Source organism: Sphingobacterium sp. HSC-15S19, assembly GCF_050433745.1.
Lineage (GTDB): Bacteria > Bacteroidota > Bacteroidia > Sphingobacteriales > Sphingobacteriaceae > Sphingobacterium > Sphingobacterium siyangense.
In genome coordinates, this window is sequence record NZ_JBNPWQ010000031.1 from 1 (window position 1) to 17,911 (window position 17,911).

At 40.8% G+C, this 17,911-nt stretch carries 9 protein-coding genes; 2 read left to right on the top strand and 7 right to left on the bottom strand.

Translation table 11 applies throughout. The features are described 5' to 3' along the window. The first annotated feature begins 257 nt into the window (after positions 1 to 257). Complete coding sequence (locus L1283_RS21315) at positions 258 to 1,640, top strand: TonB-dependent receptor (protein ID WP_429626448.1); 1,383 nt, start codon at positions 258 to 260, stop codon at positions 1,638 to 1,640. Between the two features lies 1 nt (position 1,641). After that, complete coding sequence (locus L1283_RS21320) at positions 1,642 to 2,823, top strand: PepSY-associated TM helix domain-containing protein (RefSeq protein ID WP_286852137.1); 1,182 nt, start codon at positions 1,642 to 1,644, stop codon at positions 2,821 to 2,823. Between the two features lie 340 nt (positions 2,824 to 3,163). Here the strand turns inward: L1283_RS21320 and L1283_RS21325 are convergent, their stop codons facing one another. The 7 genes from L1283_RS21325 to L1283_RS21355 all read right to left on the bottom strand — a co-directional run bounded on the left by L1283_RS21325 (position 3,164) and on the right by L1283_RS21355 (position 17,870). After that, entirely contained in the window at positions 3,164 to 4,648 is a 1,485-nt protein-coding gene (locus tag L1283_RS21325) for a RagB/SusD family nutrient uptake outer membrane protein (RefSeq protein ID WP_286852139.1), read from the bottom strand. 36 nt (positions 4,649 to 4,684) lie between these two features. Next, on the bottom strand, positions 4,685 to 7,795 hold the full coding sequence (locus L1283_RS21330) for a SusC/RagA family TonB-linked outer membrane protein (RefSeq protein ID WP_286852141.1): 3,111 nt from the start codon (positions 7,793 to 7,795) through the stop codon (positions 4,685 to 4,687). Between the two features lie 230 nt (positions 7,796 to 8,025). Beyond that, positions 8,026 to 8,751 carry a LytR/AlgR family response regulator transcription factor gene (locus L1283_RS21335; protein WP_312352594.1) on the bottom strand — a complete coding sequence of 242 codons (726 nt, stop codon included), beginning with the start codon at positions 8,749 to 8,751 and terminating at the stop codon, positions 8,026 to 8,028. A 73-nt stretch (positions 8,752 to 8,824) separates the two neighbouring features. Beyond that, positions 8,825 to 10,144 (bottom strand): RagB/SusD family nutrient uptake outer membrane protein, encoded by a 1,320-nt coding sequence (locus L1283_RS21340; RefSeq protein WP_429626438.1) that lies wholly within the window; start codon positions 10,142 to 10,144, stop codon positions 8,825 to 8,827. Positions 10,145 to 10,164: 20 nt separating this feature from the next. Beyond that, positions 10,165 to 13,503 carry a SusC/RagA family TonB-linked outer membrane protein gene (locus tag L1283_RS21345; RefSeq protein WP_429626439.1) on the bottom strand — a complete coding sequence of 1,113 codons (3,339 nt, stop codon included), beginning with the start codon at positions 13,501 to 13,503 and terminating at the stop codon, positions 10,165 to 10,167. Positions 13,504 to 13,522: 19 nt separating this feature from the next. After that, positions 13,523 to 16,126, bottom strand: a complete 2,604-nt coding sequence (locus L1283_RS21350) for a zinc-dependent metalloprotease (protein WP_429626440.1) — start codon at positions 16,124 to 16,126, stop codon at positions 13,523 to 13,525. Between the two features lie 382 nt (positions 16,127 to 16,508). Beyond that, positions 16,509 to 17,870 carry a sensor histidine kinase gene (locus L1283_RS21355; protein ID WP_429626450.1) on the bottom strand — a complete coding sequence of 454 codons (1,362 nt, stop codon included), beginning with the start codon at positions 17,868 to 17,870 and terminating at the stop codon, positions 16,509 to 16,511. Between the last annotated feature and the right edge of the window lie 41 nt (positions 17,871 to 17,911).

The window sequence follows — 17,911 nt, forward strand, 5'->3', positions numbered from 1 at the left end:
TAGTAATTTACGTTCGGCGTCTTGCAAGGGATATCTGTATTAAGCAAACTAAACTAGGAAATTTTTTGTATTCCCCCAAGAATTCTGCTTGATCCGGACAAACCTTATACGGACAAAAAAATAAATGGAATTATACCGTCAGTGGATCCGCCGATTATGTTGGCCTGCAACGCGATGGCGACGGAGTTCCCCTTGGTCAGACAGACGGTCTTTCGAACACCTATCAATACAATGCGTTTCTAAAAGCAGGGTACCGTATCGATAGTAGCTCCAATATCACAGCAGTGTACAACTTCTATCGAAGTAACCAACACAATAGATACATCAGCCAAACAGGTGTATATGGTCAAACGCCAACGATAGGCGTGAAAGGCGAAGATCCAGGTAAACCTGCTGGAACTCCGTATAACCACAATGCCATGTTGACCTATACTAAAAGTAATCTATTCGCGTCGACATCTTTAACTGCTTCTGCATACTACAATACATTTCGATCCATGAACCGTTATGTCGAGAAAGCTTCTGCATGGTATGGTCCAGGACAAACACAAATCAATTCGGAGAAAAAAGGCTTACGCGTTAACTTAAACACACCTTTTCAGGTATTGGGTTCAAATGCAGATATCACCTATGGTGTAGATTTACTAAATGATGTAACAGATCAAAATCTGACCGACGGCAGGGTCTATATTCCCTATATGAACATGTTAAACGTTGCTCCATACGCCCAGGTAAAAATTGATTTCCTAGAAAACTTAATCTTTAAAGGCGGTGTACGTTATGAAAATGCAACAGTCAAAATAAAGGATTTCAATACCATTGCTACAGGGCCCAACAACGAAGGAAGTATTGCCGTAAAAGGAGGTAATATCCCCTACAAAGGAGCGACCTTCAATGCAGGTTTGCGTTACAACAAATTCGCGATCTTTAATCCCTTCGTAAGTTTCTCACAAGGTTTCGCAATCAATGAACTCGGTCGTATTGTACGTCGGGCAACAGATAATGATTTAGATAGCCTAAAAACCGACCCTATTATCACCAATAATTACGAAATCGGTTTCTCAAGCAATTACAGCATTTTCCAGCTATCAGCATCTTATTACTACAGTACTTCCAAAATGGGCGTTGAACTAGTGGATATTGGTGGTTACCTGATGCCACAACGCCTTCCAGAAGATGTGTATGGGTACGAAATTGCATTGAGCGCTAATATTTCGCCTCAATTGACCATCGGTGGAACCTATGCCTATGTGGAAGGAAAGTCAAAAAAAGACGATGGATCAAAATCCTACCTCAATGGCTCACGTATCTCGCCAGACAAAGCAACGGGATACATCTACTATACTCCGATAAAACCCTTAACCTTTCAGCTTTTTTGGGTGCATACCGGGTCCCGGGATCGCTTTCTTCCAAACGATAAAGGCGTATACAAAAACAGCGAAGGCCCCGTTAAGACCGTTGACCTATTTAACTTAAACGGAAATTACCAAGTAAACAAACAATGGTCTATCGGCATGGGGGTAGAGAACTTATTCAATAAAAACTATTACCCTGTTGTCAGTCAATACCGTGCCTTAAATGAAGAATACGTCAAAGGACAAGGTATGCTGGCCTCATTTAACATCAACTACAAATTCTAATATGTTTAAAACTGTCATTCTTTGGTTGCATAAATGGCTCGGAATCATCACCGGAGTTGTGGAATTCATCCTAAGCCTGACGGGCAGCATATACACTTTTCAGGATGAGCTCAAGCTCTGGGCTTATCCTGAAAAATATTTTATCTCCGACACAACCAACCACTCAAAAACTCCACTACCTTTAAGCACACTTCTTTACAGCGCACAGAAAAGCCTCGAAAAAAATCAAAAAATCACGCGGGTTGATCTCTATCCTTCGAAGAATCGTACCTGGGTATTTCGTGCCATAAAAACGGACGAAAAAGCATTTGGCCATTGGAATTATTACCGCTATTACAAACGCGTTTTCATCAATCCATATACTGGTCAAGTACAGCAAGTAGAAAATTCAAAAACAGAATTCTTTCAACTGGTGCTTCAGCTTCACCTAAACCTCCTCTTGGGCAAGCAATATGGCCATCCTATCGTCGCCTGGTCAACGGCCATTTTTGTCCTTATCTTACTTAGTGGCATTGTTCTTTGGTGGCCAAAAAAATGGAAGGGCAAGAATCTTAAGCGCAGTTTTTGGTTAGATACCAAAGTAAAATGGAAGCGACTGAACCACGACATCCACAATGTCATCGGATTTTACAGTTTATTTATCGGATTGATTTTTGCCATTACGGGCCTCGCATTTGCTTTTCCGGATTTCAAAAAGACCTATATCGCAACATTCAATTTATTGCAGCCGCCAACAGCTTCTTCCACACGCAGCTCCCCTATACCCTTGCCCGTTGTGGAAAAGAAATTTCAGGACAATGCGCTGCGGTATGCCTTGACAAATTATCCAGATGCTGAAATGATGTCGATCCGACTAAAAAAAGAAACCGAAACAGCAATGGATATACAGGTGAGACATCATGAAAAACGAAGCGGTGTATTTGATTGGCTTTATTATAATAAAGAAGAAAACAGTCTTACAGCAGTCAAATCCAGCAACAAATTGCAGTATGGGGATAAGCTCGGTGCACTTAACTATGATATTCATACCGGTGGCATCGGTGGACTCACAACAAAAATTATCGCTTGCCTAGCTAGTCTCTTTTGTGCTTCCTTACCCATCACAGGATATATCATCTGGATGAACAAAAGCAAAAAGAAGAAAAAGAAAGGTTATCAACATAATGTTAATAAGTACTGTTAATAACTGCATTTTTCTTTTAAACAGGTTTTCAACAGCGTTATTAACATAATGTGGAAAACTAACCCTTACCCTATTTACCGACACCATCTCTTGTGCAATTTATAGGAATGCGATACACCATCTGAAAAAACAACATACAAAACAAAAAGACGACAGTCTTTAAACCGAGAAGATCCCAACGCTAAGCCGCGCAAACAGGGCAACACTAAAAAAAGGAAGCATTCTTCAACAAAAGGAAGCAAAGCACACAGCCAAAAAAGAAAGTCGCGTGAGAAAAAAAGAAAATCCGATACACAGAAGTGCACCGGATCTCTTCAATAACAAACCAACAACTAACATACTAAAGATTCGGATTTCGCACCGTCTCTTCGTATGGTATAGCAAACAAATAATAAGGACTGTTTTCTACAAAATTAGAACCATCAGGAAATTTAATAACCCGGTGCCCTTGACCATTAACCAGCTTAGGCTTACCGTCTGCACCCACAATTTCTACTTGAATAGGTTTTCCCTCAGCATCAAGATAGGATTTACGCACAACCTTTCCCTGAGTCCGAAGAATATCCGACAAAGCAAATCCTTCACCCCAAAGTTCCTTGCGTCTTTCAACAAGAATGGCAGCAATTAATTGTCCATTATCATTTCCTGAAAACAGCTTAGCGTTTCTAGCCGTCCGTAATTTATTCAGCGCTGCTACCGCTTTATCGTTTTCACCAGCTCTTGCATAACCTTCAGCCGCAATCAAAACCATTTCAGAAGCACGCATGTATACAATATCTCCAATTAAATTGGACTTAAACTTAAACTTCTTATACCGTAGGAAACCTTCCCGACCAGGTAAATTATCCCATTCAAATAAAGCGTAACGCACATCACTGGTATCGAATAAATCTTTAAAATAAGGATCGGCCATAAAACTATAGTAATAAGATCCAGCTGACGACACATCCAAATAATGAAATGTATAACTTGCCACATTTTGCTCGTTAGTCTGCTGATGTCCCCAAATCCACTCGCTATTTCCAAGATCATTAAAACCTGCCTGATAATCTGACGGAGTCATTAAATTATACTTCTGAGCTGCTTTTTCAGCATATTCAGCGGCTAGCTTCCATTCGCCTACCTGCAAATAGGTTCTCGCAAGCAGACCATACACGACATCCGCATTGATTTCGTATTTATCCGCTCTACTAGCAGAAGCCAACAAGCTTTCACTGTCTTTGAGATCTTTCAAGATAAGTTCATACACTTCTTCCTGTGTTGACCTTGATTTTCCTTCAGTCGACAATGTACTGGGTTCGGTATAGATCGGAACAGACTTGGCATTTTTATCTTTCAGATAACTGAACTGATAAAAAGTCGCCAGGTTTAGATAAGAAAACGCGCGCAATGCTTTCGCTCTTCCTTTCAATACATTTTTGGTTTCGACAGATCCCTCAGCTCCATCCACTTTCGCGATCACATTATTCATATTATCGATCACTTTATACAGCATTATCCAAAAAGAATTAACGCGATTAGAACGATTGTTTGTTAATTCGGTAAATGCGTATGCATCGCGATAACCGTATTTGGTCGTCACCGCAACATCACTTCCCATTGCATCACTTGTACGCATTACCGCCGTATAACCTGGATTGGCATAAGTAAAATAAGTATCATTTAAATACTTCCAGGTACCGTTGATCACCGTAGCAACATTGTCGGTATTTTTAAACACTTCACCTTCCGGCACAGAAGTGGTTGGATCCAGCTCAAGCGCATCCTTACATGATGCATTCACTAGGGAGAGCGCCAATATGATATATACAATTTTTAGTTTCATGATTTTCATTTAAATTCTCAGATTAACAATAAGGCATTAAAAAACAAGCTGAATACCACCAGAGATTGTTCGCATTGCCGGATAGCGAAAATAGGTCGCCCCATTCACCGTCTGTTCTGGATCCATTCCTTGATGACCATAAAATGTCAATAGATTTTCGGCCGTTGCAAAGACACGAAGTTTTTCTACACCTATCCGCTTCAATAAATCCGAAGGTAATCTATAGCCCAAACTCACATTTTTAAGGCGTGCATAAGTGCCACTGTAAAGAAAACGTGTGGACGAAGAGGTCCAATTCAAGTTATCGGTAGTCAATTTAGGCACATCGGTCTGCGTATGCTCAGGCGTCCAGCGCTCGAGGATCTCCTTGGACCAGGCACGTCCTGGATTATTACCGCTATGCATAAGCTGAATATAATCGTTATCTAATATCTGTCCACCCAAACTAAAACTCAGCAAAGCAGACAAATCAAAATTTTTGTAAGTGAAACTGTTTTGAATCCCACCGACAAGATCTGGCAATGAAGTCCCGGCAATAAAATTACCGGCCTTACTGTATTCCGAAGTTTTTTCACCTGTTTTATTACCGTCCTTATCAGCGGTATACCATTGAGGCAGACCGTTATCTGGATTTACTCCAGCCCATTCCGGCAGATAAAAATCATAGATACTTCCGCCTACACGCAAAAGCTTATTCCCCGTAATGATCGGTTTGTTATCTTTTGGCAAAGCTGTAATCTTGTTTTTGTAATGCGAAAGATTGACGTCTAAATTCCATTTAAAATTTTCATTTCGAACCGGGACAGTACGAATATCCACGTCGATACCGGTATTTTTCAGCGCTCCAATATTTGCATCATAGCCCGTATAGCCTGTTGAATAAGCCATCGGCATGGTGAACAGCAAATCCTTACTCCGACGGTTAAAGTACTCCACACTCAATGAAACCCGGTTTTCAAATGCAGATACATCGACACCTACGTTCAAATTGAGGTTCGACTCCCATTTTAGATCTGGTGTAGCCAACCTACCGGTATACGTTCCGCCTTTACCCAAACTATTTGCAATGGTATAAAGTCCTTTATAAGCATAATAGGTACCTAAATTATCGTTTCCTTGTCCACCATAACTTGCTCTTACCGTCAGCTGATCAATCGTTGTGTTATCCTTCAAAAATTCTTCCTGTTTCAGCTTCCAAGATCCACCCACAGACCAGAATGTTCCCCAACGTTTTGCTGGCGAAAAGCGCGACGAACCATCAGTACGTAACGAAGTCGATAAATAATATTTGTTATCATAATTATACTCCGCTCTTCCCAAGAAACTCAATAGCCTATACCCAGCACTTGATCCCGTGAAGTTATTGAGTTGTGATGCCGCAGCAGGTTCATCAAAGTAAGGGAGCACAAATTGCTGTCTGCTACCGTTGATATTACTATTGTTAAAATCATAGTATTCCTGGCCGGCCAATACATTGAGGTAATGTAAGCCAAACTGCTTCTCATAAGTCAATAAATTGTTCCAGGTCTGCGCTACGGTACGTACATTTGAACGATAAACATAGCCGCCCGTATTCACACCGTCTCCCAGTAAAGGATTGGTATAGTCGTGTGTATTCCCGTTGATGTAATCAACATTATATGTCGACTTAAATTTTAAATTTTTAGAAAACAACACTTCCAGATAAGTCCGGGCAGATAGATTTTCCCGACGGATATCATTTCTGTCCAAAGGAAGAGAAGCAGCTAAATTATTACGTGGTGTTGCACCACTTGGACGATATTCTCCAAAATCGTAAATCTTATTTCCGGCTCCATCAAGCACAAATGAACCATCCGCATTGCGCTCATAGTATGGATAAAAAGATGGCACCAGTCTCGTAAAATTTATAATGTTTGCCGTATTGCTGTCCTCAGACTGCGGATATTTTTGTTGTGTACTGCTACCACCTATATTGAGACCGACATTTAACCAGGATTTCACTTTGCTGTCAAGATTTGCGCGCAGGTTGTACCTTTTAAATCCAGATTCAATCGCTATCCCCTGATCGTTCAGATAACCACCCGAAATATAATAGGTGCTTTTGGCACTACCACCACTAAACCCTAGATCTGCTTGTGTACGCACTCCCGTACGTTGCAATACGTCGGTCCATGGATCATCCCATAGTGTCTTAGCTCCGGCAACCAACTTACCATCTACTCCGACCGGCTGCGGGTATTGACTGCCATACGGATTGATATTTAAATCTGTCAATACGGTCTTACTTGCGTTGGACGCCGCTTGCTCTGCTGTAAGGCCATTTGACAGGTTTTTGTTTCTCAAAGCTTCCCAATAGAGCTGAAAATATTCATCGGTCGATACCTGGTCATAGTCACGAACTGCACGGGTTGAATAGCCCTGTGTAAAATTGAGATTAATCTTGGTGTTGTCGGAAGACACACCAGACTTAGTAGTAATAATAATCACACCATTCGCCCCTCTGGATCCGTAAAGTGCACTTGATGCTGCATCTTTTAAAACAGAGATAGACTGAATGTCATTCGGATTGATGGAGTTAATATCCCCGGCATAAGGACTACCATCCAACACGATCAGAGGTGAACTGGAGGCATTAATGGAGCCGATACCCCTAATACGGATGGCTGCTTCAGTACCTGGCTGTCCCGAGGACGCTACGGACTGTAAGCCCGGTACCTGTCCCTCCAGGGCCTTCGTAATATTTGATACCTGTCTATTTTCAATAGCTTTGCTGCTCACCGTACTGACCGACCCCGTTATGTTTGTACGTTTGGCAGTACCGTAAGCCACCACCACCACTTCTTCCAGATCTGTACTGGAGGGTTTCAAGGACAATGTTAAGTTTGTACTTGTTGCTTTTAGCTGCTGAGATTCATAACCTACAAAGGAAAATTCCAATACAGGTAATACGTCACCTGTGACATTGATTGTAAACTCTCCTTTTGAATTCGTTAAGGTTCCTTGATTTTGCCCCGAAATGCGAACATTTACTCCAGGAAGTAGGTGACCGGTTTTGGCATCAACAACTTTTCCTTGTATAGCCCGCTGCTGAGCATACAACCTGTTCATATTGACACCTGATAATGCTATCGCAGCAATAGGAATGTATTTAAGTTTTGCGTACATCGTAAGAATGCTTTACTAAATAAGTTAAGTGTGATTAAATACAAAAAACACAGTGGCTCCTTGCATTCCAATAAAATCTACTGAATAAGTAGTTTTTGCTGGAACGCAAATATATAACAAAATCTATTGAATTAATAGATTTTGTTTCGCTAAAACACAAAACACTATAAATAAAGTACTTAAAATTAAAAACTAAGCTTATAAAAGTCATTTAGTAAGCTAACTTACTATTATTGATCAAGCCATTTTTGAAACTTCGGAGATCGTTCCTCACTAACAATGACTACAATTCCCGATGGAGTTGAGGGCATTAACGCTAATTTGATTCTATTTCGACTAATTTTTAACATGGATTGAATCGCATCTATTCGAACAAGAAATTTACGATTGATCTGGAAAAAAACTGTTGGATCTACCTGTGTAACGAGATGAGTGATGGTATCTTCAATAATATATGCAATTCCAGATCCTTTTTCTACAGCATACAACTCTTTGTCTTCTGCCATAAAATAAGCAATATCAGCAATGGCCAGCGACTTTAAAAAATTACCATATTTCACTAAAAAACGCTGTTTGAGCCGAGGTTCTACTTTAGGTAGTAGCGGTTCGATACGTTTCATGACCTCAGTCAACTCGTCGCTGTCGAAAGGTTTTAACAAATAGGCATACCCTCTATTTTGGAAGGCCTCCAAGGCATATTGTTCGTAAGCCGTCGTAAAAATAAGCGGCACATCGATAGATACCTGCTTAAAAATTTCAAAGCTCAGCCCATCCATCAGGTGGATATCCATAAAAATCAGATCGAATTGATTTCTATTGATTGTCACCACCGCTTCCTGAACCTCTTTTGCATTGGTAAAGGTCAGTTCACTTTCTCCATAGCGCGCAGTCAACATCTCCTTTAAGCCTACAAAAGCCCAGTCTTCGTCTTCGACAATCAGTATTTTCCATCCCATGGGTTGAATGTAATAAAAAATCCATTTCCTAAAAAGAAAATGGATTAATATATATAGGATTTAAAAAAATAGATTATTTCAACAGATCGGGATTATTATTGATTGCTTCCTGTGGATAACGTATCACATAACGAGGATCGTTCTGCTGCAGTGTTACCGTTCTGCCGAAACTACTGTGTGTGATCGCCGGTCTGGTCGTCCGTTTTAGATCATACCACCGTAATCCCTCTAGCGCCAGTTCACGCTTGCGTTCCAGCAGAACCGCATCTAGCAATTGCTCCTTTGACAAACCTGCGTCAGCCTTAGTTTCTTTGGCATAGGCATCTGCGGTAAATCTGTTTTTCTTTAAAGCAGACAGATATTTTAATGCTTCTGCTGTATTTCCCAGACGAACATAACATTCGGCCAACGTCAAATAAAGATCAGCATTTCTAAAACTCACATTAAAACGGTTGTCCCCACCTTTGAGGGATACATAATCGCCCCCACTTTTTTGGAAGTAACGACCTTTTCTCAAATCGCCTGCAGAATAACTGTCTAACAAGGCCGGTGAAATAAAGGAACTTGTACGTACTCCAGGAACAGATACTTTTTCCAAAGCCATAATCATCTCCGCTGATTCAAAATCATTCGGAAGTAGGCTTCCAGCAGCATTGAGATCAACCAATTTGTCATTTATAACCAAAGCTTTTTTAGCGGCATCAATTGCTTCTTGCCACTCACCGCGATATAAATGAACGCGTGAGGCCATGGCAAAAGCAGCGCGTTTGCTAAAGCGATAATTAACACCTTTTGCCTGATCATCCACAGTCAGTAAAGCTGTCCCTTTTTCCATGTCAGTTAGGATCTGTACATAGGATTCTCCAATGGTCGCGGGAACAAAACGTTGTTCCAGGTCAATCTTTGTCGATAAAGGAACACCCCGAAGCCCTGCATTACTTCCTGAATAGACCTCGCTGTAAAGATTTAACAACTCAAAATGAGCATAGGCACGCATTAGGTAAGCTTCACCTTTAATCTGATCTACCGTGGCACTACTTCCTAATTTTTCATCAATGGTACTGATGACCTGGTTGGTATAAAAAATACTGTTGTAAAATGCCAAATAGGGATAAGCGATTGTTGTCGGATCAGGATTTTGATCGTTCCAAAGGTAGATATCTTTGGTTCTAGCAGCATCGGTCGAACTTTCATCCAACAATAGTTCATCTGTACGCAAGGACAAATAGGACTTATGTGCTGGAAACCCTAGATAACTGCTTGTAATCAGTCCTCTAAAATCACTTTCCGAGCTGGGGATAACGGTCCCTACGGGTTGTATATCTAAATATTTATTGCAGGAAGCCAATGCACTAGCGGCCATGATCATTCCAAAATAAATTATCTTTTTCATTTATGAATCAATTAAAAGAATTAAAAACTTGCAGAAAGACCAAAAGCAAAAGATTTGCTAATTGGCTGCGCATAATAATCACCATAAGTTTCAGGATCAAAATACCCATCGTAATTTGTTCCGAAAACAAATAAATTACGCCCTTCAACATTTACTCTTAGATTACTTGTGCCAATTTTTTTGCTTATTGCAGCCGGTAAAGTGTAGCCTAAACGAATGCTATTGATGCGGACATAGCTCATTTTTTTCGCCCAGATATCATACTGTTTAAACGAATTAATCGGATCGTTACTTTCCATCCAAGCATAAGCCATCCAACGCTCATTCAATTCGGAACTTATACTGCCCAAGGCTGGCAAGGCTGTTTTACCCTGTAAAGCCATCAAAAGATCCTTGGTGTAATTTTGTCCACGATCAACTTTAGCAGGATTGTAAGTTGGCGTACGGCTCACCCAACGTTCTAAATTGAATACCGCGGAGATGGCCAAATCGAATTGTCCATAACGGAAACGGTTAGTCATCCCTCCAATGAATTTAGGATCTTTACTGCCAGCATATTTAAACTTGGAGCGATACGTTGCCGCTGTCATGTCAGTTTGGGAGGTGTATCCTGGTAAGAAATCTGCCCAAGGATCGTAAAGGCCATAAAACTCTTCCATACTCGCAACAGAACCATCCTGATTTCTAAACTGCATCACACCATCTTTGTCCAAACCTGCAGTCTCCAATACATAAAGACCGTTAATTGGTCGACCAGCCTGGGTTTCTGGGGCGTAAGCCGTTGGATTATTGATTACTTTTAGTAATTTATTATTGTTGTGTGCAATATTGAAATCCGTTGACCAAGAAAACTTATCTGTCTGAATCTGACGGCTTGAGATAGTCAATTCTACACCTTGATTACGTGCTGACGCCCAATTAACCTGAACATTCTGAAAACCATTTTCCAAAGGCAACGCACTATATGCGATAAGATCCGTGCTTTTTCTGTTATAATAGTCGACTGTAATGTTTAATCGATTTTTCCATAAACCCAAATCAATTCCAGCGTTATAGGTTTTTGTACGTTCCCAACGTAATTTATCATTTGCAGGCATGTCAACAACCACAGACCCTTCCGTGTTACCCGGAAGAAGCGTTGTATTACCATATTTACCTACGATAAAAGGATAGGTATTGCGATCCACATTCCCCTGGATACCGTAAGAAGCACGTACACGAAGATCAGACAAGGCCGTTTTTCCTTTGATAAACTCTTCTTCTAGCACATTCCATGATCCAGAAATTGACCAAATCGGTAAGAAACGATATTGTGGATCTACCCCAAACATATTCGATCCATCATAGCGGATACTCCCATACACATTATATTTACGATCCAATGTATAGGTTGCATTACCATAGAAAGATGCATATGAATTCTCAATAAATGCCTTCTTATACTGGACAAACCTAGAGTCATTTTGATAAGTGCTATTTGGAAAAATAATTGTCTGGGTCGTCAATGTTGCTGGGTTATAACCAAATCCCTTCGTAGTGACCATTGTATTTTTGGTCCTTCTCAACTCGGTTCCACCCATTACTTCCAGTTCGTGACGGTCATTCCATGTTTTATTGTACTTTAAGTATGTTTTCCAATTATATTGAAAAATACTATTATGGGTATTTTCGATCGTTCCACCTATGGGTAAGAAATACTTATTTGTCTTACTAGCGGCATCGTAATAACGTGTAGCAGCGCGCAATTTACGCGTGTTATAACTTTCTTGATCCGCAAATTTTTCCGAACCGTTTTCGTCAAATTGTAACCCAAATTCTGTCCGTAATGATAACTGTGGCAAGATCGTATATTCTAGATAGCTAATTGCCTTCAGCCCTTTATTCGTGAATTTATATTTGGTATTTTCGCGCTCTTCAACAGCATTAAAAGGAATATAGGTATCGCCCTCAAACCCCTCAATATCTGGGTCATAATTATAATTACCAGACTGATCATAAACCGACAAGTAAGGATTAACTGAACGCACATAATAACTTGGGTTCGTAAAAGCATCCCGATCCTGAATTGGATTTTGTCGGTTTGAAACCGTCCCCATTAAATTAATACCTGCTTTAAATCTATCATTAATATTAAAATCGTTATTTAATGTCAATGTATAGCGGCGTAGATCTACACCTTTCGTCGCTCCTTTTTCATCGTACAAACCACTGGATAAATAATAACGATGTCCATCATTACCACCCGAAATAGATGCAGAATACTGCTGATTCAGCGCCTGACGATAAAGTTCTTTCCCCCAGTCTGTTTGCTGTGAACGCAATTGATTGATTGACTGTTGCACTTCCGGCGACAAAGCCGCCAAACCACCGGAACGGTAAGCATCCAATGCGTCTGCTTTGTTTAGTATCCGCATAATCGCACCTTTGTTAGTACGATAATTTAGATCCGTGCGGTTTGCCATCAATAACTCAAAGTCAACCTTTTCGTTAGCATTCATCAGATTGAGGTTGCTGTAATCCGGGCGTTCGGTCACAAAAGTATTTGCTGACACCTGCAGTTTTGCAGGTCCTGATTTCCCTCTTTTTGTGGTAATCACAATTACACCATTTGCCGCCCGCGCGCCATAGATTGAAGTCGCTGCAGCATCTTTTAAAACGGTAATATCTGCGATATCGTCAGGATTGATTCCCGCAATTGGCAGATTTGTCAAGCTATTGAGATTATCCTTGTCAATTCGATTGGGCATTTCAGTACCTTCGATAGGCAGTCCATCAATGACCCATAAAGGATCCTGTGTACCATTCAGTGATACTGTACCACGGATACGGATCTGTGGTGCACTATTGGGGCCGCCACTAAAATTACTCAACTGCAAACCCGCCACCTGACCAGCAAGCATTTCATCGATCGATGCAACCCCCGTCTGTTTGATGTCCGCTACATTGATTTTATTGTAAGCCGTCGTATTCTTACGTTTTTTGATATCCGTATAACCTGTTACGATCACCTCATCCAAGGATTCACCACTTGGCTGCAGCAAGATTGTTTTATGATCCTGAAATACCGGCACTTGAATACGCTGGTACCCGACATAGCTAATCGTTACATATTTTAAATTACTAGGCACTTTTAAGCGAAATTCACCAGTGGCATCGGTCAATGAACCTAATGCCGACTGCTGCACCTGATTAGGTACACCGATATCTTCTGCTACTGCCGAACTTTCAACGACAACCGTCGCCCCTACGACCGGTTTTAACGTGACCGCATCCAAAACCTTTCCTTTCAGTTCCCTGGATTCCTGCGCATGCGCAACGTGCACACACATGAAGGTCAACGGTATTAAAAACTTATTCATTTTGGTAGATGTTAATATATTAGTTTAATTCTAAGGTATTTGCAATACGTAGTAAAAGATCCATGTAATGCGATTTTGTAGTCGCGTCACCTGTCCGCTGCTTTTGCTTCAACAACTGGTAGATCTCATATAGTTCAGCACGTTTATAGGTCAACATATCGGAAGTGCGTATCATACCAGTGACATGTACATTCCGAAGTCCCGTTTGTGAAGAGGATGCATGTTGTGGATGTAAACATAGATCAGGTTGTGTCGCTTCAACTAGCTGCTCAATGCCTGCCAGCTTCTTCGCATTTAATTTCTCCATGGATTTATTGGTAGATACCATCAGAACATCCACATAGTTTTGTTGTAGCATCCGTGTTTTAAGGTCCAACGATTGTCCACTGATGGTTTTAGCAAAGATCGTCTGGCGTACAGAAGTTAGAAACTCCGGTGCACTCCATGCTTTTCTACTTCCAAAAAGATTTTCCATCTCAACCATACGCAGTAGGCGCTCATCGTTCACGAGTTTATACAACATAGCATACTGAAATTCACGTTGTAAGTTATAAGGAGCATACTCAAATGGTCCTATTGGAGAATCTTTCAATGGAAAAGTTTTTGCCATCAGCTCTGGGACGAACAACCACTCGGGCATGTAAAAGACATTCTTCTTGAGGTATTCCAAAGCACGTACTTGTTTGTCTTTTGGTACTGGACTATAGGCATCTTTTTGATCGCCCAAAACAGCATTTTCCAGGTATATTCCCCCAATATTATTTAAGACATGGTCAGCATACGCATACCATTGTCCGATTACACCCATATATAATTTACCGGCACGGTAGTAATCATCACCTACATTAGTGGTCCAGTTGATAATATTAGGCATCATACGACGCAAATTCAGCATGCCATATTCACCAGCTTTCATCGCGTCGTCACCAAGATCTTCCGATTGAGCCCGCGGATCAACGATATTTTTAGAATCTTGCTGTTCACCGTAATGGTAAATAGGATCATGTACATGGCTGTCAATTTCCTTTCTCAGCAAAGGAATTTCATCCCAAGGTTGCGTTTTGCCATACCAACGGTACGCCCAGCCAATGGCATACTTGTCGTAAGCACCGATCACGGGAGTGATCTGTTCCACACCATCTTCGGGTTGTGCCACATAATTGAAACGAGCGTAATCCATAATTGAAGGAGCAGTCCCCCCCATTTTGGCGGTGAAGCTTTTACTACGCAATGAATCAACAGGAAAACTTGCCGAGGAGCCCATGTTATGCATAAGACCCAAGGTATGCCCAATTTCATGGGAAGAAACAAAGCGAATGGCATGTGCCATTTTTTCATCCGAAAACACATTGGATCGTACCGATGTATCTACTATACCTGTTTGTATACGCATCCAGCTATTTAAAATCGTCATGACGTTGTGCCACCAGATCACATCGGCTTCGAGAATCTCTCCCGAGCGCGGATCGACCACAGAAGGTCCCATGGCATTAGCCTGAGCAGATGCTGCGTAAACGATCGAGGATACATTGGCATCATCGGGATCAAATTTGACACTATCCGGCTGTTGTTTGGCCAGAATTGCATTTTTGAAACCAGCAGCTTCAAAGGCAACCTGCCAATCATGAACTCCATCGATGATGGCTTGTCGCCACTGTTTTGGTGTCGCCGGATCTAAATAAAAGACAATCGGTTTCTTTGGTTCGACCAACTCCCCTTTCAGATACCGCGCTTTATCTTCGTCACGCGGTTCTAAACGCCAGCGATTGACCAGATTTTTCTTATCCAGTTCCTGTTGTTTATCATTAAAATACCAACGTGGTGAAGTAAAGAAACCTACTCTTGGATCTGCAAACCGCGCAACCATAGGATTTTCAGGCAGTTCGTAAAGGTTACTTGTAATTTCTAAAGAAACCGGTACAGATTCATTACCTTCAGTCACCTTGGTAGAGAATACAGACTTCACAACGATATTATTCGCATAGGATTTAATGTCTTCAACGGTAGATATACTCGTTTTAGGTGAAGTTCCCAAACCCAAAGACGTAAACACATCCGTAAAGCTTTTTTCTGAACCGTCAAATACTTTATTGACTTTGATCACCACGGCACTTGAATCTTTTGAATAGCTTTCAATCTTAAAAGATTCAATATAAGAAGGGCGATAATTATCATATACCGAAGCGGCTATTGCGTCACCCTTAGGTACTTCGACCTGCGGTTTAATCTCCGAAACCCACACTTCTTTTTTCTCTTTACGATGGGTAAAACGAATGACCTTATTTTCATAATTCATCCCTTTGTTTACCCCAGCCTCATTCAAGGCCAACGGTACAGAAGATAGCTTTTGGATCAACAATATATCTTGCCCCATCTTTTTCAATGGAATTTCAAAGTAGTAGTTGTTTTCTTTACGGATCACAGTAAACATTCCGCTATCCACACGCGCATCTTTCAACAATTTGTCGTATGCAGCTGTAGAATCTTTCTTGGCCGTAGAATCTTTGGCAGAAGTAACCGTCTCTTTTTTTCTTAAACCTACTGTTTGCAATATAGAACAAGATTGCATTAGACCCGCCGAAAATAAAAGACCAATGGCTAGCTTAGTATAAGTGTTTTTCATCAAATAATTATTTTTGAGCTCGCTTTCAAAGGCATAAATGAACTCGTGGCATTCTATTTGTTTTTCACTGGTGACGACGTAACATCAACCGAAAATCCATTGTTGATCCTAAGCCTATTTTAGCTTCGGATTTTGAATCAGAAAGTAATTGCATCTATTCCATGGAGATCAATCATAAGTTGCACTTTATAAAGACCTTGACATTTTATGGGATAAGATTAGGCTAATCACAAACTAAAACCGCTGGATTAAGAGCCAAATTTGTTAAAAATATTGTACAGAATAATACATAAAGGGATGAACACGTAGTTCAGAGTGATGAACACGCACTATAAAAACATGAATACGCAGACACCTCCAATTTCATTATTCATATACAGCATTATGCGAGTGGTAATCGCACAATAAATTGCCCCGACTCTAACCCGAAATGAAAACCTGCCATGGCATAGTAATTATAGATGGATGACAAATATTTGAGCCCGTACCCCTCACCTTCAAGCTCTGCCCCCTGTCTGGGCTGCCAGTTGTTGCTAACCTCCAGCAGGTTGGTTTCGGGTATATAGATTAAACGAATAGTAAGCGGATTCTCTTTCGAAATGCGTGTATGCTTTATCGCATTCTCGATCAGCATTTGCAAACCCAAACGTGGAATTTTCTGTTCTAATAATTCTCTTGGAATATTTATATCCATATCCTGCAATGCCGCGCCGAACCGCACCTGCTGCAAAAAGAAATAGGCTTTGGCCAATTCCAGTTCCTCCCTTAGCGTAGACCATTCTGCCTCATCTGTACGCAACATTTTACGATAAACCTTGGTCATCTTTCCAATAAAAGACTTGGCCAGTTCATCGTCTTTTCCGATCAGGTACTGAAGCGACCCAAATGTATTGAATAGAAAATGTGGATTGATCTGTTGTCGCAATTGTACTAGACGCATCTGCGTATATTCATTTTCCTGCTTCAGGGCCAGCAATTTCAATTGCTGAATCTTGCGTCGCTCCACAACATTAAAATAGATCAATACCATCGCCACCAACATCAACCCTACACCGAGCAAGATACTATAGGTCAACAATTCCTGGATTTCCTCTTCGATACTCAACAAGAGAACATACACCTTGATTTCGCCTCCAACAAACAGAATGTTACAGGGATAGGAATTAACCATCACGTCCAGCTGCAGAAAATCTGACTGAACAATTTGCCCCTGTTTTGACACAGCGGCAGTATTTCTCTTTCCCCACTTTCGATTATCAGGAGAATACACACAGATGCCGCGGTCATCATAGATCTCAAAATAAGCCCGCCTTCCGAAATTGAGCTTGGCAAAATAAGCATTCAGCCTTTCGATATCCATATAGATATGATATAGCCGATGATTTATTGTTCGTGTCCGTAACAATGTTAGCATCCTATGGCTCATATAATCAGGTTGACCAACCGGGATAATGACCAATAAGGAATCACCACTTTCCTTTGGATCAAACGTGGATTGTTCAAATATTTTTTTTTCAGAAAGGTACAGATCCTGCTGTAGCAATTCCAATTGCTTTTTGACAAGAAACATATTCTCATCCGCAAAATCGATCAATATTCTTTTCTTAAGACGATCAACTTTATGATGGATAACACCGAGCAATCCCCCTCCTACCAGCAGCAGCAACAACAAACAGACAATCAGGATAATACTATTTTTCTGTTCGGCATTTTTAAATCGAAATTTCACGGCGCAAAAATACATCAAAATTTTCAAAGCTTTAGCAAACAAGTTCATAAGAAAGG